Genomic DNA, 17,263 nt, shown 5'->3' with positions numbered 1-17,263 from the left:
AAACCTTCTTTACAAATCAAGGGATGAGTCAGTCGGATCGGTAATTTTCTCAGTCATTAATACGTTCAGTCATTAATGCGCTTTGGATTACGAACCATCTCGGTCCGACATTTTTATTCGTTTTGAATTAAATAATAAGAACTATGTTGAGTTGCAATGACGACTCGACAAATGAGGAGAAAGGATTATGGGTAAGCATATACCCCCATTTAATAATCAAAATCAGCCAATCGTTGATGTTAACGATGAAGTTACACCGCTTTGTTATTTCAACCAGGTTCACTTAAGCCAAAGTGAGCAACACACTCACACTGTTGAAGGGTATGAGTCGGTAGTTGTACTTGCTGGTGGTACGTGTTGTATCACAGTGAGTAACGGTGTCGATAAGCCTCAAGTCTTTGACAATATAGGCAAGCGTCGCACGGTATGGGACGGTGAGCCAGAATCTGTTTATGTACCGCTTGGCTATACAGCGACCATTGATTGTGTAAGTGAAAGTGCAGATGTGATGATTGCAGGTGGTAAATTTGATGCATCATTAGAACCATTCTGCGTTCGTGCTGATGAAGTTGAAATGGTTCAATACGGCTCAGATGATACAAAAACACATCGTAAGATCAAACATGTGCTTGGGCAAAGTAACGCAGACAAACGTGGCCGCTTACTTGTCAGTGAGCTATTTACGGTTGGCGCTGGTGGCTGGTCTGGTTTTCCTCCGCATAAACATGATGAAGACCGTATCAAAGAAGATGGCAGCAAAGAGACATTGTACGAAGAGGTGTATCAATTCCGTTTCAATCCTGATTTTGGTTTTGGCGCCCAGTTTTTATACGAGCATGAAGATGATTTTGGCCCTGTTTATCACGTTCGCACTGGTTCCGTAATTGCGATTGATAAAGGTTACCACCCGAGTGTTGCTGCGCCGGGCTATGAAATGTATTACTTCACTATCATTGTAGGGAAAACGTCTAAATCTTTGATTCAGCACTTTGACCCTCATCATGAGTATCAGGTTGAAACCATTCCTGGCATCAAGGATATGATCGCCAAGTTTAAGTAAAAGAGGGAAACGTTATGTTGGTTAATTTAAACGATTTATTACCTGATGCTGCGGCGTCAAATTATTCAGTTCCCTGTTTTAATGTCTTTGGCTTTGAAGATGCTCGCGCCGTTGTAGAGGCTGCGGAAGAAGTGAACAAAGCGGTCATCTTAGCGTGTAACAAAGATGTCGTTGATTTTTATGGGGTCGAAACGGCAGCGGCGATGTTTTTAGGTCTAGCGACTAAAAGCACAGTGCCAGTTTGTCTGCACCTCGATCACACCTATGAAGAAGACATTGTATATCGAGCATTAAAAGCGGGCTTTAGTTCGGTGATGTTTGATGGCTCACAGCTGAGTCTAGAAGAGAACATTGCTCGAACTCGTAAAGTCGCAGATGTTGCTCATGCATTGGGCGCTTCAGTCGAAGGTGAGATTGGCTCTGTGCCGTACGATGAAGGTCGTGACCATATTAAAACGATTGATACCAGCCCAGCTGATGCAGCAAGATTTGCTCGCGAAAGTGGTGCTGATTGTGTTGCGATTTCTGTCGGGAATGTCCACCGTCTAACCGAACCAACATGCACTATTGATTTTGGCTTACTTGACCGTATTGCTGCCGAAGTGACGATACCATTGGTGATACATGGAGCTAGTGGCATTCGAGACGAGGATATGGCGAGACTCAAGCAAAGTCGTGTCTCTAAGTTCAATATTGGCACCTGCTTACGTCAGGCTTTAGGTAACAACCTACGTGGCTATATGAATGATGAACCAGAGAAGTTTGATAGAATTTACTTCATGCAAAAAGCAATGCCGTACGTAAAAGATGAAGCTATTCGAAACTTCGAACTTTTATCTTAGAATTAATACCCCAAGTGTTAAAGCTTGGGGTATTATTGATTTATAAACCAATATTTAACGGGAAAGAAGTTAGGTATGGAAGTTGAAACTAACGAGATTGTACATGTGCCTAGTGATTTAGACTCTCTGAAAGAGTTAATCGTCAAACGCTATGACAACCTGAGTCAACGCTTACAGCAAGTCGCGGACTATGTGTTAGCCCAGCCTATGCTAGTTGCCGTTGAGACTATGGCGACCATTGCGGAACAAGCTAATGTACCATTGTCGACATTAAGTCGATTTTCAAATGCGATGGGCTTTAGTGGGTTTAGCCAAATGCAGGCTCTGTTTAGAGACCAATATCTAAATAGACCTCGGGATTATAAAGACCGAGTGCGCAAAGCAAGAGACCAAGAAACATATCAACCAGAATCGCCAACCGCTATTTTTAATGATTACGGTGTCGCTAACGTTGAAGCGATAGAAAAATTACAAGTATCGGTTTCACCACAGAAGCTTGAAAGAGCTGTGAGCTTGATGGATCAAGCCGAAACGATATATATACAAGGAATGCGCCGAGCTTATCCGGTTGCCTTTTACCTTTGGTATGCACTCATGAAGTCAGATAACAATGTTGTCTTACTTGATGACCATGGAGGGATGCTGACCCCTATGATCCGCAATATGAACGATAAAGACGTATTGCTTACTGTGACTTTTGCCCCTTATGCAATGGAAACCAGTAATGTCATAGAGTGTGCTCATGATCGAGGTGTTCCTATCATCGCGATTGCAGATAACCAGATGATGGCGCATGGCAGTAAGATGGACGTGTGTTTTGAAGTGGAAGAAGGGGAGGTGATGGGCTTTCGCTCATTGAGTTCTTCGATGTACCTAGCTCAAACATTAGCCGTGAGTTTGATGTGCCGTGAGATTAAATAGCGTTTACCTCAGAACATTCTAAATAACACTAAAAAGCCGATAATTATTGGCTTTTTTAATGCTTGCGAAAAACCTAAAGAAAGTAACTGCCAAGCATAGAAAAAGCTACCGTATTGGTAGCTTTTTTTTGGATCAGGGTTGTTGGAGTGTTCTGGTTATGAAAACAAACGCTTCATTCCTGAAAGCATGCTGGTGGCGGTGTCGTAATGATCACTTTCCCAAAGTTGATCATTGAGAAACTCTCCTGAATAGAACCCATCATACCCCGTACTTTGAATAGCTGACGTCCACTCTTGTAATGGAATGTCTCCTTGGCCTAGCAAGCAGTCTCTAAGTTCTTTTTCATCGACCCAAGGCGCACCAACTTCAGGACGGTGTCCATCGGAAAGGTGAACATTGTAGATGAGCGATTTATCGATCTTTGCCATGTCTTCTGGTGTTGCTCCGCGACATGCCCAGAAGTGCCAAGTATCGAGCACAAAGCCAAAGTTATCTCGGCTGACGGCATCGTGTAATTGATAATATTGCTCTAAGGTAGCAATGGGGGTCCATGCAGCACCTTCGTATTGGAAGCGGATTCCATGCTCTTTTCCGATATCGGTTATATTGCGGATGTTTTGAGCAGTAATGCGAATGTTATCTTCAACTGATAGGCCCGTCAGCGCCTCGAAAGCGTTTAATTGAATGGTTGGTGCACCAATGTCTTTGGCAAACTGACACAGAATCTCTGTGTCTTTAAACAACTGGTTTTGGGCTTCTTTGGTCGTACTCTCCACACTACCGATAATATCGATCGCAGAAGGCGTAATGTTGGCGTCATTCAACCTTGTTTTTAGGGCTTGGCTTGTTAAACCAGCATTGATGTATCGCCACAATTTTTCCGTATGAATTTCTAACCCGTCATAGCCTGTTTCTTTGGCCAAACGTATATCGCTGACAATATTATTGTGTAGTGAACACATCCCGTGTAGTGCATAGCGCATAAAGTAATCCTTTGTCAGTTGCCAAAAAGCTTGTGTTGTTGGCGTAGATGATCGCGTCAACACTATTGTTTCTCTTGTGATAAATATTTTCCATCGTTACGTGTTCTATCTGTGATGTTAACTGGGTAAATTTAAACTTGGCTACTTTTTGGTCTTTAATGCGTAGATTTACGTTTTATAGTCATGTAAATTTAATGATAATATTTTTTCATTTTGTTGCTTCGGTTAGTGATTTTCGTGTTCGGGAGTGACTAATTCAGGTAATAATAAATGGAATGTAAATTGGAAATCAGAGGGTCACGAATACGTGACTGTATTTAGCTATCGCTGTTTATTCGTTTAGGCAGTAACTCTACGTCATGAGGGAAAGTATGTTTAACATCGCTTTATTTGGTGCAGGACGCATTGGCAATGTTCACGCGGTTAATATTAATAATCATCCGAGAACAACCTTATATTCTATTGTCGATCCATATGTGGAGGGAGCGAATCAACTTGCTAGGCAGTACAACGCAAAGATTCAAACCATTGAAGAGGCTATGGCAGATCCCAATGTTCATGGGGTATGTATTGGTTCTGCAACCGATACTCACGCTGATTTTATTGAGTTAGCTGCAAAGAATGGTAAGACGATTTTATGTGAAAAACCTATCGATTTAGCATTGAGCCGTGTTCGTGATTGTCTAGGTGTGATTGAACAATATCCGGTGCCAATGCTTGTTGGCTTCAATCGCCGCTTTGACCCTCAGTTTCGCAGGCTCAAAAGTCAGCTAGGTGCAGGTGTGATCGGCAAAGCAGAATCGCTATTGATTACGTCTCGCGACCCGTCACCACCACCGGCACACTATGCTAAAGCTTCCGGTGGTATGTTTCGCGACATGAGTATCCATGATCTTGATATGGCGCGCTTTATTCTTGGAGAGGATCCAATTTCAATTACGGCACACGGTAGTTGTATGGTTGACCTGGCCATTGGTGAAGCCGGAGATATTGATACTGCTGTCATTGTCATGAACTTTCCGTCCGGCGCGATTGCCACTATTTCAAACAGTCGTCGTTCTGGCTATGGCTATGATCAGCGACTTGAGCTACATGGCGAAAAAGGCCTACTGCAAGCCGGTAATATGAAAGAGGACCTCGTGCAGCACTGGGGAGATACTGGTTGTGTGAGTGCGAAACCCCAACATTTCTTCTTAGAGCGTTACGAACAAGCATACATTAATGAATGGGATCACTTTGTTGAGATTCTAGCGGGTGAAGCATCGCCGCTTTGCAGCGGTAAAGATGGTGAGTTTGCTCTCGTGCTTGCTGAGGCTGCTCTAGAGTCCATGAAAACAGGGGCAACAGTCAAACTTTAGCCAATAGGTTTGTCGCTTTATCCGTTTGCTAGCTTCTTACTAGTTTATCAAGGCAGAACTTGGAATTAATCGAGTGTTCTGCCTTTTTTAAACGCGAGTGATACTGCCAAGGATTGCGCCAGGCACAATGAAGCCGACTGTGATCGAAATGCATCGACGCTGGCCTCTTTAACGGTAAAGAACACGTCGCTGAATTCCGACAGTGGACTGATCTGGTTGTCGGTAATCACTATTTGCTTGGCGCCTGCTTTGGACGCTATTTCACACAGCTTGATCGTTTCTTCTGCATATGGATTAAAGCTAATTGAGACAACCACGTCGTTCGGTCCAACCATACTGACTTGCTCTTCAAACATCCCGCCTAAACCATCGATAAGGAATGCTCTACATTCGATGTGACGTAGTGCATACGTGAGATATGACGCCACACTAAAAGAGCGTCTAAGGCCGATCAGATAAATGTTATCGGCACTGTCCAGAACATCGACTGCTTGCTTTAGCTTCTCTGGAGAGGTCAGCTTCGCTAACTGCAGCATTGCTTGTGAGTTGGCTTGAGCAAATTCGTACAAGATGTCTTCAGGTTCTTCTCGAAGGTTTTTATCGTTAAGCGCTTTAACTAGACGCGTACGTTGAGTGTAGCTCGTGGTTTCTTCTACAAGATTTTGTCGAAATATTTGTTTTAATTCGTTGAAACCCTTAAATCCAAAGGCATTTGCAAAGCGAATGAGTGTCGAAGGTGGAACATCGGCTGCTTTGGCAATCACGGCAACGGTATCAAAGGCAATGCTGTTTGAGTTTTCGAGTACGTAATGCGCGACTTGTTGTAGCCTTTTGCTCAACGTACTGTGTTTTAAACGAATTTGGTTTTCTAGTTCGTTGAAATTCGTTGCAACATGCATAAAACAACATCCTAAATTTAATGGAGAAAGGGAGCGGAATGCTTCTTATATTACAGAGTAAATAGGTGATGTGAAGTTGAGTAGGTCTAAATGAAACATTTATTTCATTTGCTATGACACTGACTAAAACGATACGACAGTCGTGCTATAAACAAAAAAATGCCACGAGAGTGATGAACTTACGTGGCATGGAAAACCTCACTTGAGGACCCTACATTCAACTTTTGTGTGAGCTATCTGTCGACGGCTTACATTATTTCTAGGTGCTTCTATTTATCAAATATGCGTTCTTAAGCATGATGACTGTAAATTATCTTATGGCTACTTACTTTTCTTTTGGCGTTTCATATCAAAAATGACGGCAACGACAATCACTAAGCCTTTTACTACTTGCTGCCAATAGGCTGATACGTTGAGTAGATCGAGTCCGTTTTGTAGGACACCCATAATCATGGTACCTACGATCGTGCCTTGGATTGTTCCTATTCCGCCGGCATGTGATACCCCACCAACAGTGGCAGCAGCAATAGCATCAAGCTCATACATGTTACCTAAGCCGGGTTGACCTGAGTTGATTCGAGCAGTCAAGATAAGCGCTGCAATACCAGCTAGCAGGCCAGCGTAAACGTACACGAGAATTTTGTACTTGGTGACGTTGATCCCCGATACGTAAGCCGCTGTTTCGTTGCCGCCGATAGCGTAAGCATATTTGCCAAATCTGGTGTAGTTGAGGAGCACATAAGTGAACAATGCCATAACGAGGAATATCACCACAGGCACGGGGATCCCCGCAATATTTCCTTGTCCTATCCATTGGTATGAATCGATTAGGCTACTGATAGGGCGACCGTCTGAATAGAGTAATGCAGCCCCACGAGCGATGATCATCATGCCCAGTGTAGCAATGAATGGAGGGATTCCTGTATAAGCGATGAGTGCGCCGTTAATCAACCCGCAGAGAGCACCAACTCCTAATGCAACCAAAATCGGGACAATAACAGGCAGCTCAGGCAGGTTGGGGTACATTCTCATCCCCCAATCAAGGGTTTGAGCTGTACTGGCAGAGACTACCGCAGCTACCGCTAGCACTGAGCCGGAAGACAGATCGATTCCGCGAGTGATGATGATGATCGTTACACCTAGGGCGAGTAGACCAATACTGGCCATCTGAGTCATTACATTAAGTAAATTGGCAACGGTAAGGAATACCGGAGACAAAATGCTCATGACGATACACATAGCGACAAAGACGACATAGATTGCGTATTTGGATAAAAAACGTGTTTTTTTGCCAGTTTCCGGCTGTTCCGAAGTGGCTTGAAGAAGTTTAGCTATCATAACGACTTTCCTTGATATGTTGGACTAGCTTATTGTTTCTAGTTGAATGCTAATGACATGACTTGTTGCTGTGAGGCTTCGTGACCGTCGAGTTCACCTTTGAATTGCCCATCGTGCATGACGAGAATGCGGTCACTCATTCCAATGACTTCCGGTAACTCAGATGAAATCATGACAAGGCTTTTGCCCATACCAGTGAGAAGACGCATTAATTTGTAGATCTCAGATTTGGCACCCACATCGATGCCTCGAGTCGGCTCATCGAGAAAGAGAATGTCTGGTTTCGTTAACATCCAACGCGCGAGTAATACTTTTTGTTGGTTGCCACCACTTAAATTATCAATGGCTTCAGACATGCCTGGCGTTTTTACTTTGAGAGTCGAACATTGCGTTGAGCAGTCTTTTTGCATTTTTCTTACATCAAGTAGGCTAACGACTTTATTACGATAAGCATCAAGATGGGCGATCGAGGTGTTAGCGAAAATATCCAACATCAAGTAAAGCCCGGAGTGACGTCGGTCTTCTGTTAGAAAGGCCATTTTGTGATTGATGGCATCGGTTGGCGTTTTTATTTCTACTTGATCGCCGTTGATCCAAATTTCACCGACATCTTTTTGTCTTACGCCAAACAGAGTTTCAATCAATTCGGTGCGACCAGAGCCAACAAGACCTGCAATGCCAAGAATTTCACCTTCATGCAATTTGAAACTGATGTCACTGAATTGCCCCTCAACAGTGAGGTTTCGGACGTCTAATCTGACTTTTCCGGGTTTGGCGGTGATCGGAGGATAAACATCGCCTAGGTTACGTCCTACCATCATGTGAACGAGTTCATCGTTATTAGTAGAAGATGCTTCTCTTTCGCCGATAAAGTTACCATCTCGAAAGATAGTAATGTCGTCACAGATACGAAAGATCTCATCCATTTTGTGGCTGATATATACCACGGCCACACCCTGAGATTTCAGTAGTTCAATGATCTCAAATAGGTGGTCTACTTCTTTACCTGTAAGGGCTGAAGTTGGTTCATCCATGATGATGACCTTGGAGTGGTAAGAGATGGCTTTCGAAATCTCGATCATCTGCATTGTGGCTACCGTAAGCTCACTCATGGGCGTTCGAGGGTCGAGTTGCAGGTCCAGTTTTTCTAATAGTTTGGTGGTGTCGCTATACATTTTACCGTGATCGATAAGGTTGAATGGTCCTTTGGTCGGCTCTCTACCTAGCCAAATATTTTCTGCAATACTTCGGTGAAGTATTGGGGACAACTCTTGATGGATCATCGATATTCCGGCTTCAAGGGCATCTTTAGCACCACTGAAATTCACAGGCTGACCTTGATAACGAATAGTACCGTCATCTCTTTGATAAATACCAAAAAGAACTTTCATTAGAGTGGACTTTCCTGCGCCATTTTCACCCATTAAGGCCATGACACGACCCTCTTTTAATGTGAGTTGCACATTATCAAGGGCTTTCACTCCAGGGAATGACTTTGAGATTCCACGCATTTCTAGTAAGGCTTGACTCATATTTACTGCTCCGATTGAAATGTTCTATGCACTTAACCTTGTCAGTGGATTGGTACATAGAACATATGAGTGAAGAGGGCGTTAGCCTTGCTTAGCTTTGAATTCTTCGAGGTTGTCTTTGGTAACAAGCTCTGCAGGGATCCAAGTGATTTTCTCGCGAGGTTGATTCGTGATGCCACTGATTGCCGCATCAATTGCGCCACGTGCTTGGCCACCCCCATCTTGGAATACAGTGGCATCAAGCGCCCCATTTTCAATTGCCATTAACCCATCAGGAGTTGCATCAACGCCTACAACAATCGTGTCATCTAGTTTTCCTGCAGCACGCAGAGCTTGAATTGCACCTAGCGCCATATCATCATTGTTGGCAATAATTACGTCGAGTTTGTCTCCTGAATTGATCCAGTTCTCCATTACTACCATTGCCTGCGAGCGTTGCCATAATGCGGTTTGCTTGCGGATGATGTTGAAATCAGGCTTGTCTTGGAAGTAATCTTCGACGCCTTCAGTACGGAGAATTGCAGCTTCAATTGTCATCATGCCCATCAAAATACCAATGTTGCCGCCTTCGCTTTTATCTGCGACGTACTTAGCTTGTTCTTTGCCAAATTGCAGCTCTTCAGAACCGACATATGCCACACCTTCTGGTAAGTATGAAGGACGACGGTTGAGGTAAACGAGTTCAATCCCTGCGTCTAGAATCTTGTCTGTCATTGGTTGGGTCGCGTCAGTATTAACAGGAACTAAAATGATGCCGTCGACTTGTTGGATAATGAAGTTTTGAACTTGGCCAAGCTGTTTGACTGTGTCTTCTTTGGCATCGACAAAAATGAGTTCAACGTTGTCTTGTTTTTCAGCGTATGCCGTCATGGAATCCTTCATATTTACAAGAAATGTATCGTCAAAGTTGGGAATTGCGACACCTATTGTGACGACATCATTTTTTGTCTCTTCACCACCACAGGCAACAAGACCAAGTAAGCCTATTGCAATGAATCCTGTTTTTACTCGTCTTGCTGTTGAGCTTTGGAAGAGAGTGGTTTTATGAGCAAAACGGCGTATGAATTTTGAAAATGTGTTGGTTATCGATGACATGTTATGTCTCCTTGTTGTTATCACTGCTTCTGCCAATCACAAGATATTTTGTGATTGAATCCCTAAGAACACTTCTATTTGTCTTAGAAATTTGGCAACTTTCATTCCTTTAAATAGGCGTTTTAAGCTTACCTCTTTAATGAAAAATATTTTTCATATTCATTGTGGGTAACTATATATTTAGAATTTTCGTTTAGCTATTAGATATACTGCGCAATTGTTATAATTGTTACATAGATCTTGTGGTTGTTAAGTTTTATGCTGCGTCAGGGTTTATTTAACTGATTGATTTTAATGGTATTAAAAATTAAACGCTCATTCTTGTGGTCGCTAAGTCATTGATTTTAATTGTTAAAAAAATATAGGCTTTAAAATTGTTGATATGAAAAATTTGGTGAAAAAAATTTTCTGAAATTTCCTCAATTTCTGAGATTAAAGTCTAATTTCAACATTAAATGTAAACTGGATCACTTTAATGAATTGTATGTTTCGTTTTTAATTGATTTTGGAATTTTTATTTCATATAAAGGGCTGGTGCAGTCTATAGGCGGGATTTATTTCTCTTAGCTGAGTTTTAGTTTGCAGAGGCGACAGAGTTTGATCTCTGCACTCGATGAAAGCTGAATGAATAAGCGAACCAATTTGTCTACAAGGAATGGGATATGCAATTTGAAGAAAAAAAACTGGATTTGATTTGTCTGGGGAGAGTGGCGGTTGATCTATATGGGCAACAAATTGGCTCGCGATTAGAATCTATGGGGTCGTTCTCTAAGTATCTAGGGGGATCATCAGGCAATGTTGCTTACGGGACAGCAAGGCTTGGATTAAAATCGTCAATGCTTGCTCGAGTTGGTGATGAGCATATGGGGCGATTTGTTCGTGAGGAGTTGCAATCTGTGGGGGTTGATACTCGCCATCTCATTACCGATCGTGATCGTTTAACGGCTTTAGTATTGTTAGGCATCAAAGATGAGGAGACGTTTCCATTAATTTTCTACCGTGATAATTGTGCCGACATGGCACTCAGCGTAGACGATATTTCAGAATCTTACATAGCCTCTGCACGATGCTTAGCGATTACAGGTACTCACCTTTCAAACCCACAGACCCGAGATGCGGTATTACTCGCCTTAAAATACGCTCGTAAGCATGGTGTGAAGACTGCATTAGATATCGATTATCGGCCCGTCCTTTGGGGATTAACTAGCCTTGGCGATGGCGAAACTCGCTATATCGATTCTGCTGAAGTGACGCATCAACTTCAGAAAGTGTTACCCCTTTTCGATCTTATTGTTGGTACCGAAGAGGAGTTTCATATTGCGGGCGGCTCCACAAATACAGTTGTCGCTCTAAAGTCGGTTCGATCTGTGTGCCTGGCTGAACTCGTGTGTAAGCGAGGTGCGTTGGGTAGTTCTGTTTTTTCTGGTGATGTGCCTGATTCGCTGGATGAGGGCATAACTGTCGAAGGCGTTAAAGTGGATGTTCTTAATGTACTTGGTGCAGGTGATGCCTTTATGTCTGGCCTGCTACGAGGTTACCTCAATGATGAAGGTTGGGAGAAAGCTTGCGCTTATGCCAACGCGTGTGGCGCATTAGTGGTATCACGCCATGGCTGTGCGCCAGCGATGCCTACAAAAGAAGAGTTAGATAACTATTTAGCTCGTGCCCAAGATGTATTACGACCAGATCAAGACAGTCAATTAAACCATTTACACCGAGTTACGACACGTCAAACTCAGTGGGATGAGTTATGTGTTCTAGCATTCGATCACCGTAGTCAGTTTGAACAAATGGCCAAAGACGCTGGCGCCGATTTTGACCGTATTTCCATATTGAAACAGTTAATTTATAAGGCGTCGTTAGATGTCAGCCAAAAAGAGAGTCTGGCTGGAAAGTTTGGTCTGCTCTGTGATGGCACTTTTGGTCAGCATGTCCTTAATGCTGCTACCGGGACAGGTACTTGGATTGGTCGACCGATAGAAGAACCAGGATCCAGACCTTTGCAATTAGAGCATGGTGACATCGGCAGCCAGTTGCGTACTTGGCCATTAGAACATGTGGTGAAGTGTTTAGTATTTTGCCACCCAGACGATGGCATTGCCTTGCGTCTATCACAAGAAAAGACAGTTAAAGAAGTCTATGACGCGTGTTGCCAATCGGGTCACGAATTGCTGCTAGAGGTTATTTTACCTAAGGGAATGACGTTGGGTGATAAGCAGTATCTCACGCTGATGAATCAATTCTATTCCATTGGTGTTAAACCTGACTGGTGGAAATTACCGCCGCTTTCTGAGTCGTCCTGGAAACAAGTGGAGTTGTTGATACAAGACAATGACCCACATTGTCGAGGTATTTTGATTCTTGGGCTTGATGCGCCATTAGATGAGGTACAAGCAGGCTTTAATGCTGCAGCAAATTGTCCGCTGGTAAAAGGTTTTGCGGTTGGGCGAACAATATTTGGATTGCCATCAAGTTTGTGGCTTGCGAATGATATTAATGATGAGGAGCTAATTAGCCAAATCAAGTCAAACTATTCGATCTTGGTTAGAGCGTGGCAGCAACGCAATTTATCTACATCTTGTCAGTCATCTTCACAATCTCGTCTTAAATCACAAGCCGCACCTTCATTCATTTCCAACTAAAGGACTCAGTTATGAAAACTGTATTTAATTTTATCAATGGTGAAATAAGCGAATATCAAACGGAACGTGTCGCTCCGATTTTCGACCCCGCAACAGGCCAACAAACAAAGCAAGTTGCTTTAAGTAATAAAGAACAAACTGCACAAGCGATCGAATCTGCTCAACAGGCCCATCTGGGCTGGGCCAAAACATCACCATTAAAACGAGCCCGTGTGCTATTTGCATTTAAAGCCTTAGTGGAGGCTAATCTTGACCGTTTAGCGCGCCTGATCTCCAGTGAGCACGGGAAAGTCTATTCAGATGCAATAGGAGAGTTAGCTCGAGGGCTAGAAGTGGTTGAGTTTGCTTGTGGTATCCCACACCTACAAAAGGGGGAGCACTCTTCGAATGTTGGTACTGGCATAGATAGTCATTCATTAATGCAACCATTGGGCGTGTGCGTTGGCATCACTCCATTTAATTTTCCTGCAATGGTTCCTATGTGGATGTTCCCTGTAGCACTGGCTACGGGTAATACATTTGTCTTGAAACCTTCTGAAAAAGATCCTTCACTGGCGCTCGAACTGGCGTTGTTACTTAAAGAAGCAGGGTTACCAAATGGTGTCTTCAATGTGGTGAATGGCGATAAACAAGCGGTGGATGTATTGCTTACCGATGAACGTGTACAAGCGGTAAGCTTTGTTGGTTCTACATCGATTGCCGAGTACATCTATACGACGGCTTCTGCTCATGGTAAGCGTTGCCAAGCATTAGGTGGTGCAAAAAATCACTGCTTAGTAATGCCTGATGCCGAGCTAGATATGACGTCTCAAGCGATCATGGGAGCCGCTTACGGCGCTGCGGGTGAACGCTGTATGGCACTATCTGTGGTGGTTGCTGTCGGGGATGAAACAGCCGACCGTTTAACCGATAAATTACAAACGCAGATACAGTCCATGCGAGTTGGGCCTGGGATTGTGGAAGGACAGGAAAACGATATGGGCCCCGTTATTTCGGCGGCTCATAAACAAAAAATCTGTGACTATATTTCAGAGGGAGAGTTGCAAGGTGCTGCACTTCTGGTTGATGGACGCTCGTTTGAAGTTGAAGGCCACAAAGATGGGTATTTTGTAGGGCCGACTTTGTTTGACCATGTTTCTCCTGAGATGACAATTTATAAAGAGGAAATCTTTGGTCCAGTGTTGGTGATTGTACGAGTGCCTAATTACGCAACAGGTTTAGACCTCATTAATCGACACGAGTATGGCAATGGTACGGCTATTTTTACTCGAGATGGAGAGGCCGCGCGTCAGTTTCAAGAAGAGGTATTGGCTGGGATGGTAGGTATCAATGTTCCTCTTCCTGTACCAATGGCATTTCATAGTTTTGGTGGGTGGAAGCGTTCGATATTTGGGCCTTTAAACATGCACGGTAATGATGGAGTTCGTTTTTATACAAGAATGAAAACCGTCACGAGTCGCTGGCCTGCCAGCGTGCGATTGGAAGAGCACACAAGCAGCTTTAACTTTCCGACGATGTAGTCGGAGCTATTGTTTTAGGTAGTTTTACGACAAGCAGTGGTCGTTTAGGTTGCTGCTTTTTTCACTAGAAGAGGACGATACGCAGTTATTGCAGTTATTGCAGTTATTGCAGTTATTGCAGTTATTGCATTAAAGGACGTGTTTAATTAATCGAAAGGATCTGTGCTTTTTAATCAACTACCTTGGTGCCGTCGAGAATACAATAAAAAGCCCATACTGTTACAGCATGGGCAAATATGACGTGGAGCAGTCATAACAAAAAAGAGCAGAAATACGACTTACTATTTAAAAAAGCTAATGTTTTGGAAGTGGCATAATGTTGAGAGGTGTTGCGATTATCAAGGTTGCTTCTGTTGCTTGTTGCACTTCTTCTGGCGTGTAGCCGGGGGCTATCTCCGTCAATATCATTTGGGAGTCATGAATGGATATCACGCCCATCTCTGTGATGACCATGTCGACCTGATTAAGTGCGGTTAATGGCAGAGAGCAGGTTTTAAGAAGCTTGTGTTTACCTTTCGCCGTGTGCTCCATTGAAACGATGACTTTTTTCGCGCCTACGACTAGATCCATAGCACCGCCCATACCTGGGACCATTTTCCCAGGGATAATCCAGTTAGCAAGATTACCTTGCTCATCGACTTGCAGTGCTCCGAGAACCGTTACGTCGACATGACCACCACGAATAATAGTGAAGGAGTCGGCACTGTTAAAATAGCTTGCGCCTTTGGTTGCGGTAATCGGTTGTCCACCGGCGTTGACTAAATCGGCGTCAGTATTACTGTCGTCAGCAATGGCATCAATGCCGAGTAATCCATTTTCAGATTGCAGTATGAGCTCGACTTCTGAGTCAATTTCATTAGCAACCAAAGAGGGGAGGCCGATACCCAAATTTACGATGTCGCCATCATGCAGCTCTTGAGCTACGCGCCAAGCAATATTTCGACGTATAGCTGCCTTGTCGATAATCTTGCTCGCCAAAGGCGTATCGCCATAAGTAGGTTGAGGTTTACAGATAATATCCGTCATTATTTCGATTCCTTTTGATAGACGTAATCTACAAATAGACCTGGGGTATGAACCGCCTCTGGTTCGATGTCGCCAAGTGGAACAATTGTTTCAGCTTCAACAATCACGAGGTCGGCAGCGGTCGCCATTAATGGATTGAAATTTTGTGTGGTTTTTTTGTAAAACACATTTCCTTTGGTATCGACAACTGAGCCGCGTATAAAAGTAAGGTCAGCGCGGAGAGGTTTTTCTAACAAATAGTCTTTCTCATCAATGGTAATCACTTGTTTACCCTCTGCTACCAAAGTGCCAAGGCCTGTTGGGGTGAGGATTCCACCAAGTCCAGCACCTCCTGCACGAATACGCTCAGCTAATGTGCCTTGTGGAACCAGTTCAACATCTAGCTCCTGATTATTCATCTGGTTTCCCGTTTCTGGGTTGGTACCAATGTGTGAGGCGTAGAGTTTTTTTACGAGTTTTGCTGCAATCAGTCGACCGGAACCTGTGATTTGAGTCCCCGTATCGGTCGAAATTAGTGTGATGTCTTTGATGTTGTGTTCAAGCAGTAGGTCGATAAGGCCCTCAGGGGCACCATTTGCCATAAAACCGCCAATCATGATGGTCATCCCGTCATGCAATTTTTCCGCAATCTCGTTGGCTGTGATTTTCTTTCTCATAGTTCGCCCCTATACAGAGTTGGCTTATCGCCTTGTCTAACTTAATTTTTGGTATGACCGCTGATGATGATTTTTCCGCAGTCATGCTAGTCGTTCTTTCTTGGTCGTTTTCTACTTTGTCGTTTAGTACTTGGCTACGCGCAACGTTTGATGATCACGGCAGTCCCCATGCCTCCACCGATACATAAAGATGCTAAGCCATAGTCTTGTTGTTTTCGCTCTAGTTGATACGCCAAGCTAACAAGGATACGGATACCTGATGCTCCAAGTGGATGACCTAAAGCAATAGCGCCACCATTATGGTTTGTGCGATCTAAGATCCAACTTTGCTCAACATTGTGTTGTTCAGCGAGCTGCTTTGTTACGCCGATAGCTTGAGCTGCAAAGGCTTCATTAAGCTCAAAATACTCGATGTCTTGCAGTGAGAGGTCAGATTTTTCTAGTGCATTCGCGATAGCTGGAACAGGTCCTAACCCCATAATTTCCGGAGACAAACCTGCTTGAGCGTAACTAATGATTTCAGCCATTGGTTTTAGTTGATACCGTTCCACAGCTGATTTAGATGCCAAGATGATCGCGGCTGCACCATCGTTAATACCCGAGGCATTTCCAGCGGTAACTGTGCCATCTTTTTTAAAAGCTGGACGTAAACGGGCAAGGCTCTCTGATGTGCTATCGGCTTTTGGGTACTCATCAAGTTCTACGGTATATTGCTTACGACGTAACGATACTTCTATTGGTTCTATTTCACTTCTAAAGCCGTGGGTTTCCAGTGCACTTGCCGCGCTTAACTGACTTTTGAGTGCAAACGCATCTTGTTCTTCACGCGAAATAGACAGTGATTCTGCAATGTTTTCTGCGGTGATTCCCATGTGATATTGATTAAACGCATCGGTTAAACCATCGGTAATGATGCTGTCTTCTAACGAAATATTTCCCATGCGAACGCCACTTCTAACTTTATGCGTTTGTACAAATGGGGCTTGAGACATGCTCTCCATTCCACAGGCAACTACGATCTCAGCATCTCCCGCTTTGATATGACTTGCCGCATCCATGACCGTTTTCATTCCGCTTCCACAGATCATATTGAGTGTGTATGCCGGGACCGTTTCTGGAACCCCTGCCTGAATTGCGGCTTGGCGCCCCGGTCCCATGCCAATACCAGCACTGAGCACATTACCGACTATGACTTCATCAATAAGAGTCGGGTCGATATGACATTGACTGATTGCACCTTTAATTGCTGCAGCGCCTAGCGTGGGCGCAGAAACTGAAGATAGTGCGCCGTTGAAGCTGCCGATTGGTGTGCGTTTCGCTGCGACAATGTAGATAGGTTCCATCGTAATATCCTGTATCAAGGTAAAGCTGAATTAACAGCTCAATGAGGC

At 43.8% G+C, this 17,263-nt stretch carries 14 protein-coding genes; 6 read left to right on the top strand and 8 right to left on the bottom strand.

Annotated features, from left to right (window positions below):
* Positions 1-187: 187 nt before the first annotated feature.
* The 3 genes from QUF19_RS18360 (at position 188) to QUF19_RS18350 (ending at position 2,823) form a co-directional block, all read left to right on the top strand.
* Positions 188-1,060, top strand: coding sequence for a 5-deoxy-glucuronate isomerase (locus tag QUF19_RS18360; RefSeq protein ID WP_280619480.1), 873 nt, complete (start codon positions 188-190; stop codon positions 1,058-1,060).
* Positions 1,061-1,074: 14 nt separating this feature from the next.
* Positions 1,075-1,902 carry a class II fructose-bisphosphate aldolase gene (locus QUF19_RS18355; RefSeq protein WP_017111575.1) on the top strand — a complete coding sequence of 276 codons (828 nt, stop codon included), beginning with the start codon at positions 1,075-1,077 and terminating at the stop codon, positions 1,900-1,902.
* A 75-nt stretch (positions 1,903-1,977) separates the two neighbouring features.
* Positions 1,978-2,823, top strand: coding sequence for a MurR/RpiR family transcriptional regulator (locus QUF19_RS18350; RefSeq protein WP_017111576.1), 846 nt, complete (start codon positions 1,978-1,980; stop codon positions 2,821-2,823).
* 155 nt (positions 2,824-2,978) lie between these two features.
* Here QUF19_RS18350 and QUF19_RS18345 read toward each other — a convergent pair whose 3' ends face one another.
* Positions 2,979-3,806: a sugar phosphate isomerase/epimerase family protein gene (locus QUF19_RS18345; protein WP_286301865.1), complete on the bottom strand. Its 828-nt coding sequence runs from the start codon at positions 3,804-3,806 to the stop codon at positions 2,979-2,981.
* Between the two features lie 371 nt (positions 3,807-4,177).
* Here QUF19_RS18345 and iolG point away from each other — a divergent pair, with 371 nt between their 5' ends.
* The gene (gene iolG, locus QUF19_RS18340) at positions 4,178-5,164 is read left to right on the top strand and encodes an inositol 2-dehydrogenase (RefSeq protein ID WP_017111578.1); all 987 of its coding nucleotides are present in this window, start codon (positions 4,178-4,180) and stop codon (positions 5,162-5,164) included.
* Positions 5,165-5,229: 65 nt separating this feature from the next.
* Here the strand turns inward: iolG and QUF19_RS18335 are convergent, their stop codons facing one another.
* The 4 genes from QUF19_RS18335 to QUF19_RS18320 form a co-directional block, all read right to left on the bottom strand.
* On the bottom strand, positions 5,230-6,063 hold the full coding sequence (locus QUF19_RS18335) for a MurR/RpiR family transcriptional regulator (RefSeq protein ID WP_286301861.1): 834 nt from the start codon (positions 6,061-6,063) through the stop codon (positions 5,230-5,232).
* Between the two features lie 321 nt (positions 6,064-6,384).
* Positions 6,385-7,401 carry an ABC transporter permease gene (locus QUF19_RS18330; protein ID WP_017111580.1) on the bottom strand — a complete coding sequence of 339 codons (1,017 nt, stop codon included), beginning with the start codon at positions 7,399-7,401 and terminating at the stop codon, positions 6,385-6,387.
* A 38-nt stretch (positions 7,402-7,439) separates the two neighbouring features.
* A complete protein-coding gene (locus QUF19_RS18325; protein WP_017111581.1) occupies positions 7,440-8,933 on the bottom strand; it encodes a sugar ABC transporter ATP-binding protein in 1,494 nt (497 codons plus the stop codon).
* Between the two features lie 81 nt (positions 8,934-9,014).
* Entirely contained in the window at positions 9,015-10,028 is a 1,014-nt protein-coding gene (locus QUF19_RS18320; protein WP_286301859.1) for a sugar ABC transporter substrate-binding protein, read from the bottom strand.
* A gap of 662 nt (positions 10,029-10,690) precedes the next feature.
* Between QUF19_RS18320 and QUF19_RS18315 the strand changes: the two genes are divergently transcribed.
* Positions 10,691-12,670: a bifunctional 5-dehydro-2-deoxygluconokinase/5-dehydro-2-deoxyphosphogluconate aldolase gene (locus QUF19_RS18315; protein WP_286301858.1), complete on the top strand. Its 1,980-nt coding sequence runs from the start codon at positions 10,691-10,693 to the stop codon at positions 12,668-12,670.
* Between the two features lie 11 nt (positions 12,671-12,681).
* Positions 12,682-14,190, top strand: coding sequence for a CoA-acylating methylmalonate-semialdehyde dehydrogenase (locus tag QUF19_RS18310; RefSeq protein ID WP_286301857.1), 1,509 nt, complete (start codon positions 12,682-12,684; stop codon positions 14,188-14,190).
* A gap of 294 nt (positions 14,191-14,484) precedes the next feature.
* On the opposite strand, the gene QUF19_RS18305 is transcribed toward QUF19_RS18310, so the two are convergent.
* The 3 genes from QUF19_RS18305 to QUF19_RS18295 all read right to left on the bottom strand — a co-directional run bounded on the left by QUF19_RS18305 (position 14,485) and on the right by QUF19_RS18295 (position 17,215).
* Positions 14,485-15,216: a 3-oxoacid CoA-transferase subunit B gene (locus tag QUF19_RS18305; RefSeq protein WP_286301855.1), complete on the bottom strand. Its 732-nt coding sequence runs from the start codon at positions 15,214-15,216 to the stop codon at positions 14,485-14,487.
* Positions 15,216-15,872, bottom strand: a complete 657-nt coding sequence (locus tag QUF19_RS18300) for a CoA transferase subunit A (protein WP_286301852.1) — start codon at positions 15,870-15,872, stop codon at positions 15,216-15,218. Before QUF19_RS18300 ends, QUF19_RS18305 begins: the two co-directional genes overlap by 1 nt.
* Positions 15,873-16,006: 134 nt before the next feature.
* Positions 16,007-17,215: an acetyl-CoA C-acetyltransferase gene (locus QUF19_RS18295; protein ID WP_286301850.1), complete on the bottom strand. Its 1,209-nt coding sequence runs from the start codon at positions 17,213-17,215 to the stop codon at positions 16,007-16,009.
* Between the last annotated feature and the right edge of the window lie 48 nt (positions 17,216-17,263).

Source organism: Vibrio sp. FE10 (assembly GCF_030297155.1).
Taxonomy (GTDB): domain Bacteria; phylum Pseudomonadota; class Gammaproteobacteria; order Enterobacterales; family Vibrionaceae; genus Vibrio; species Vibrio apostichopi.
Note: the sequence above shows the minus strand (reverse complement) of the source record. Positions and strands in the feature narration are given on the sequence as shown.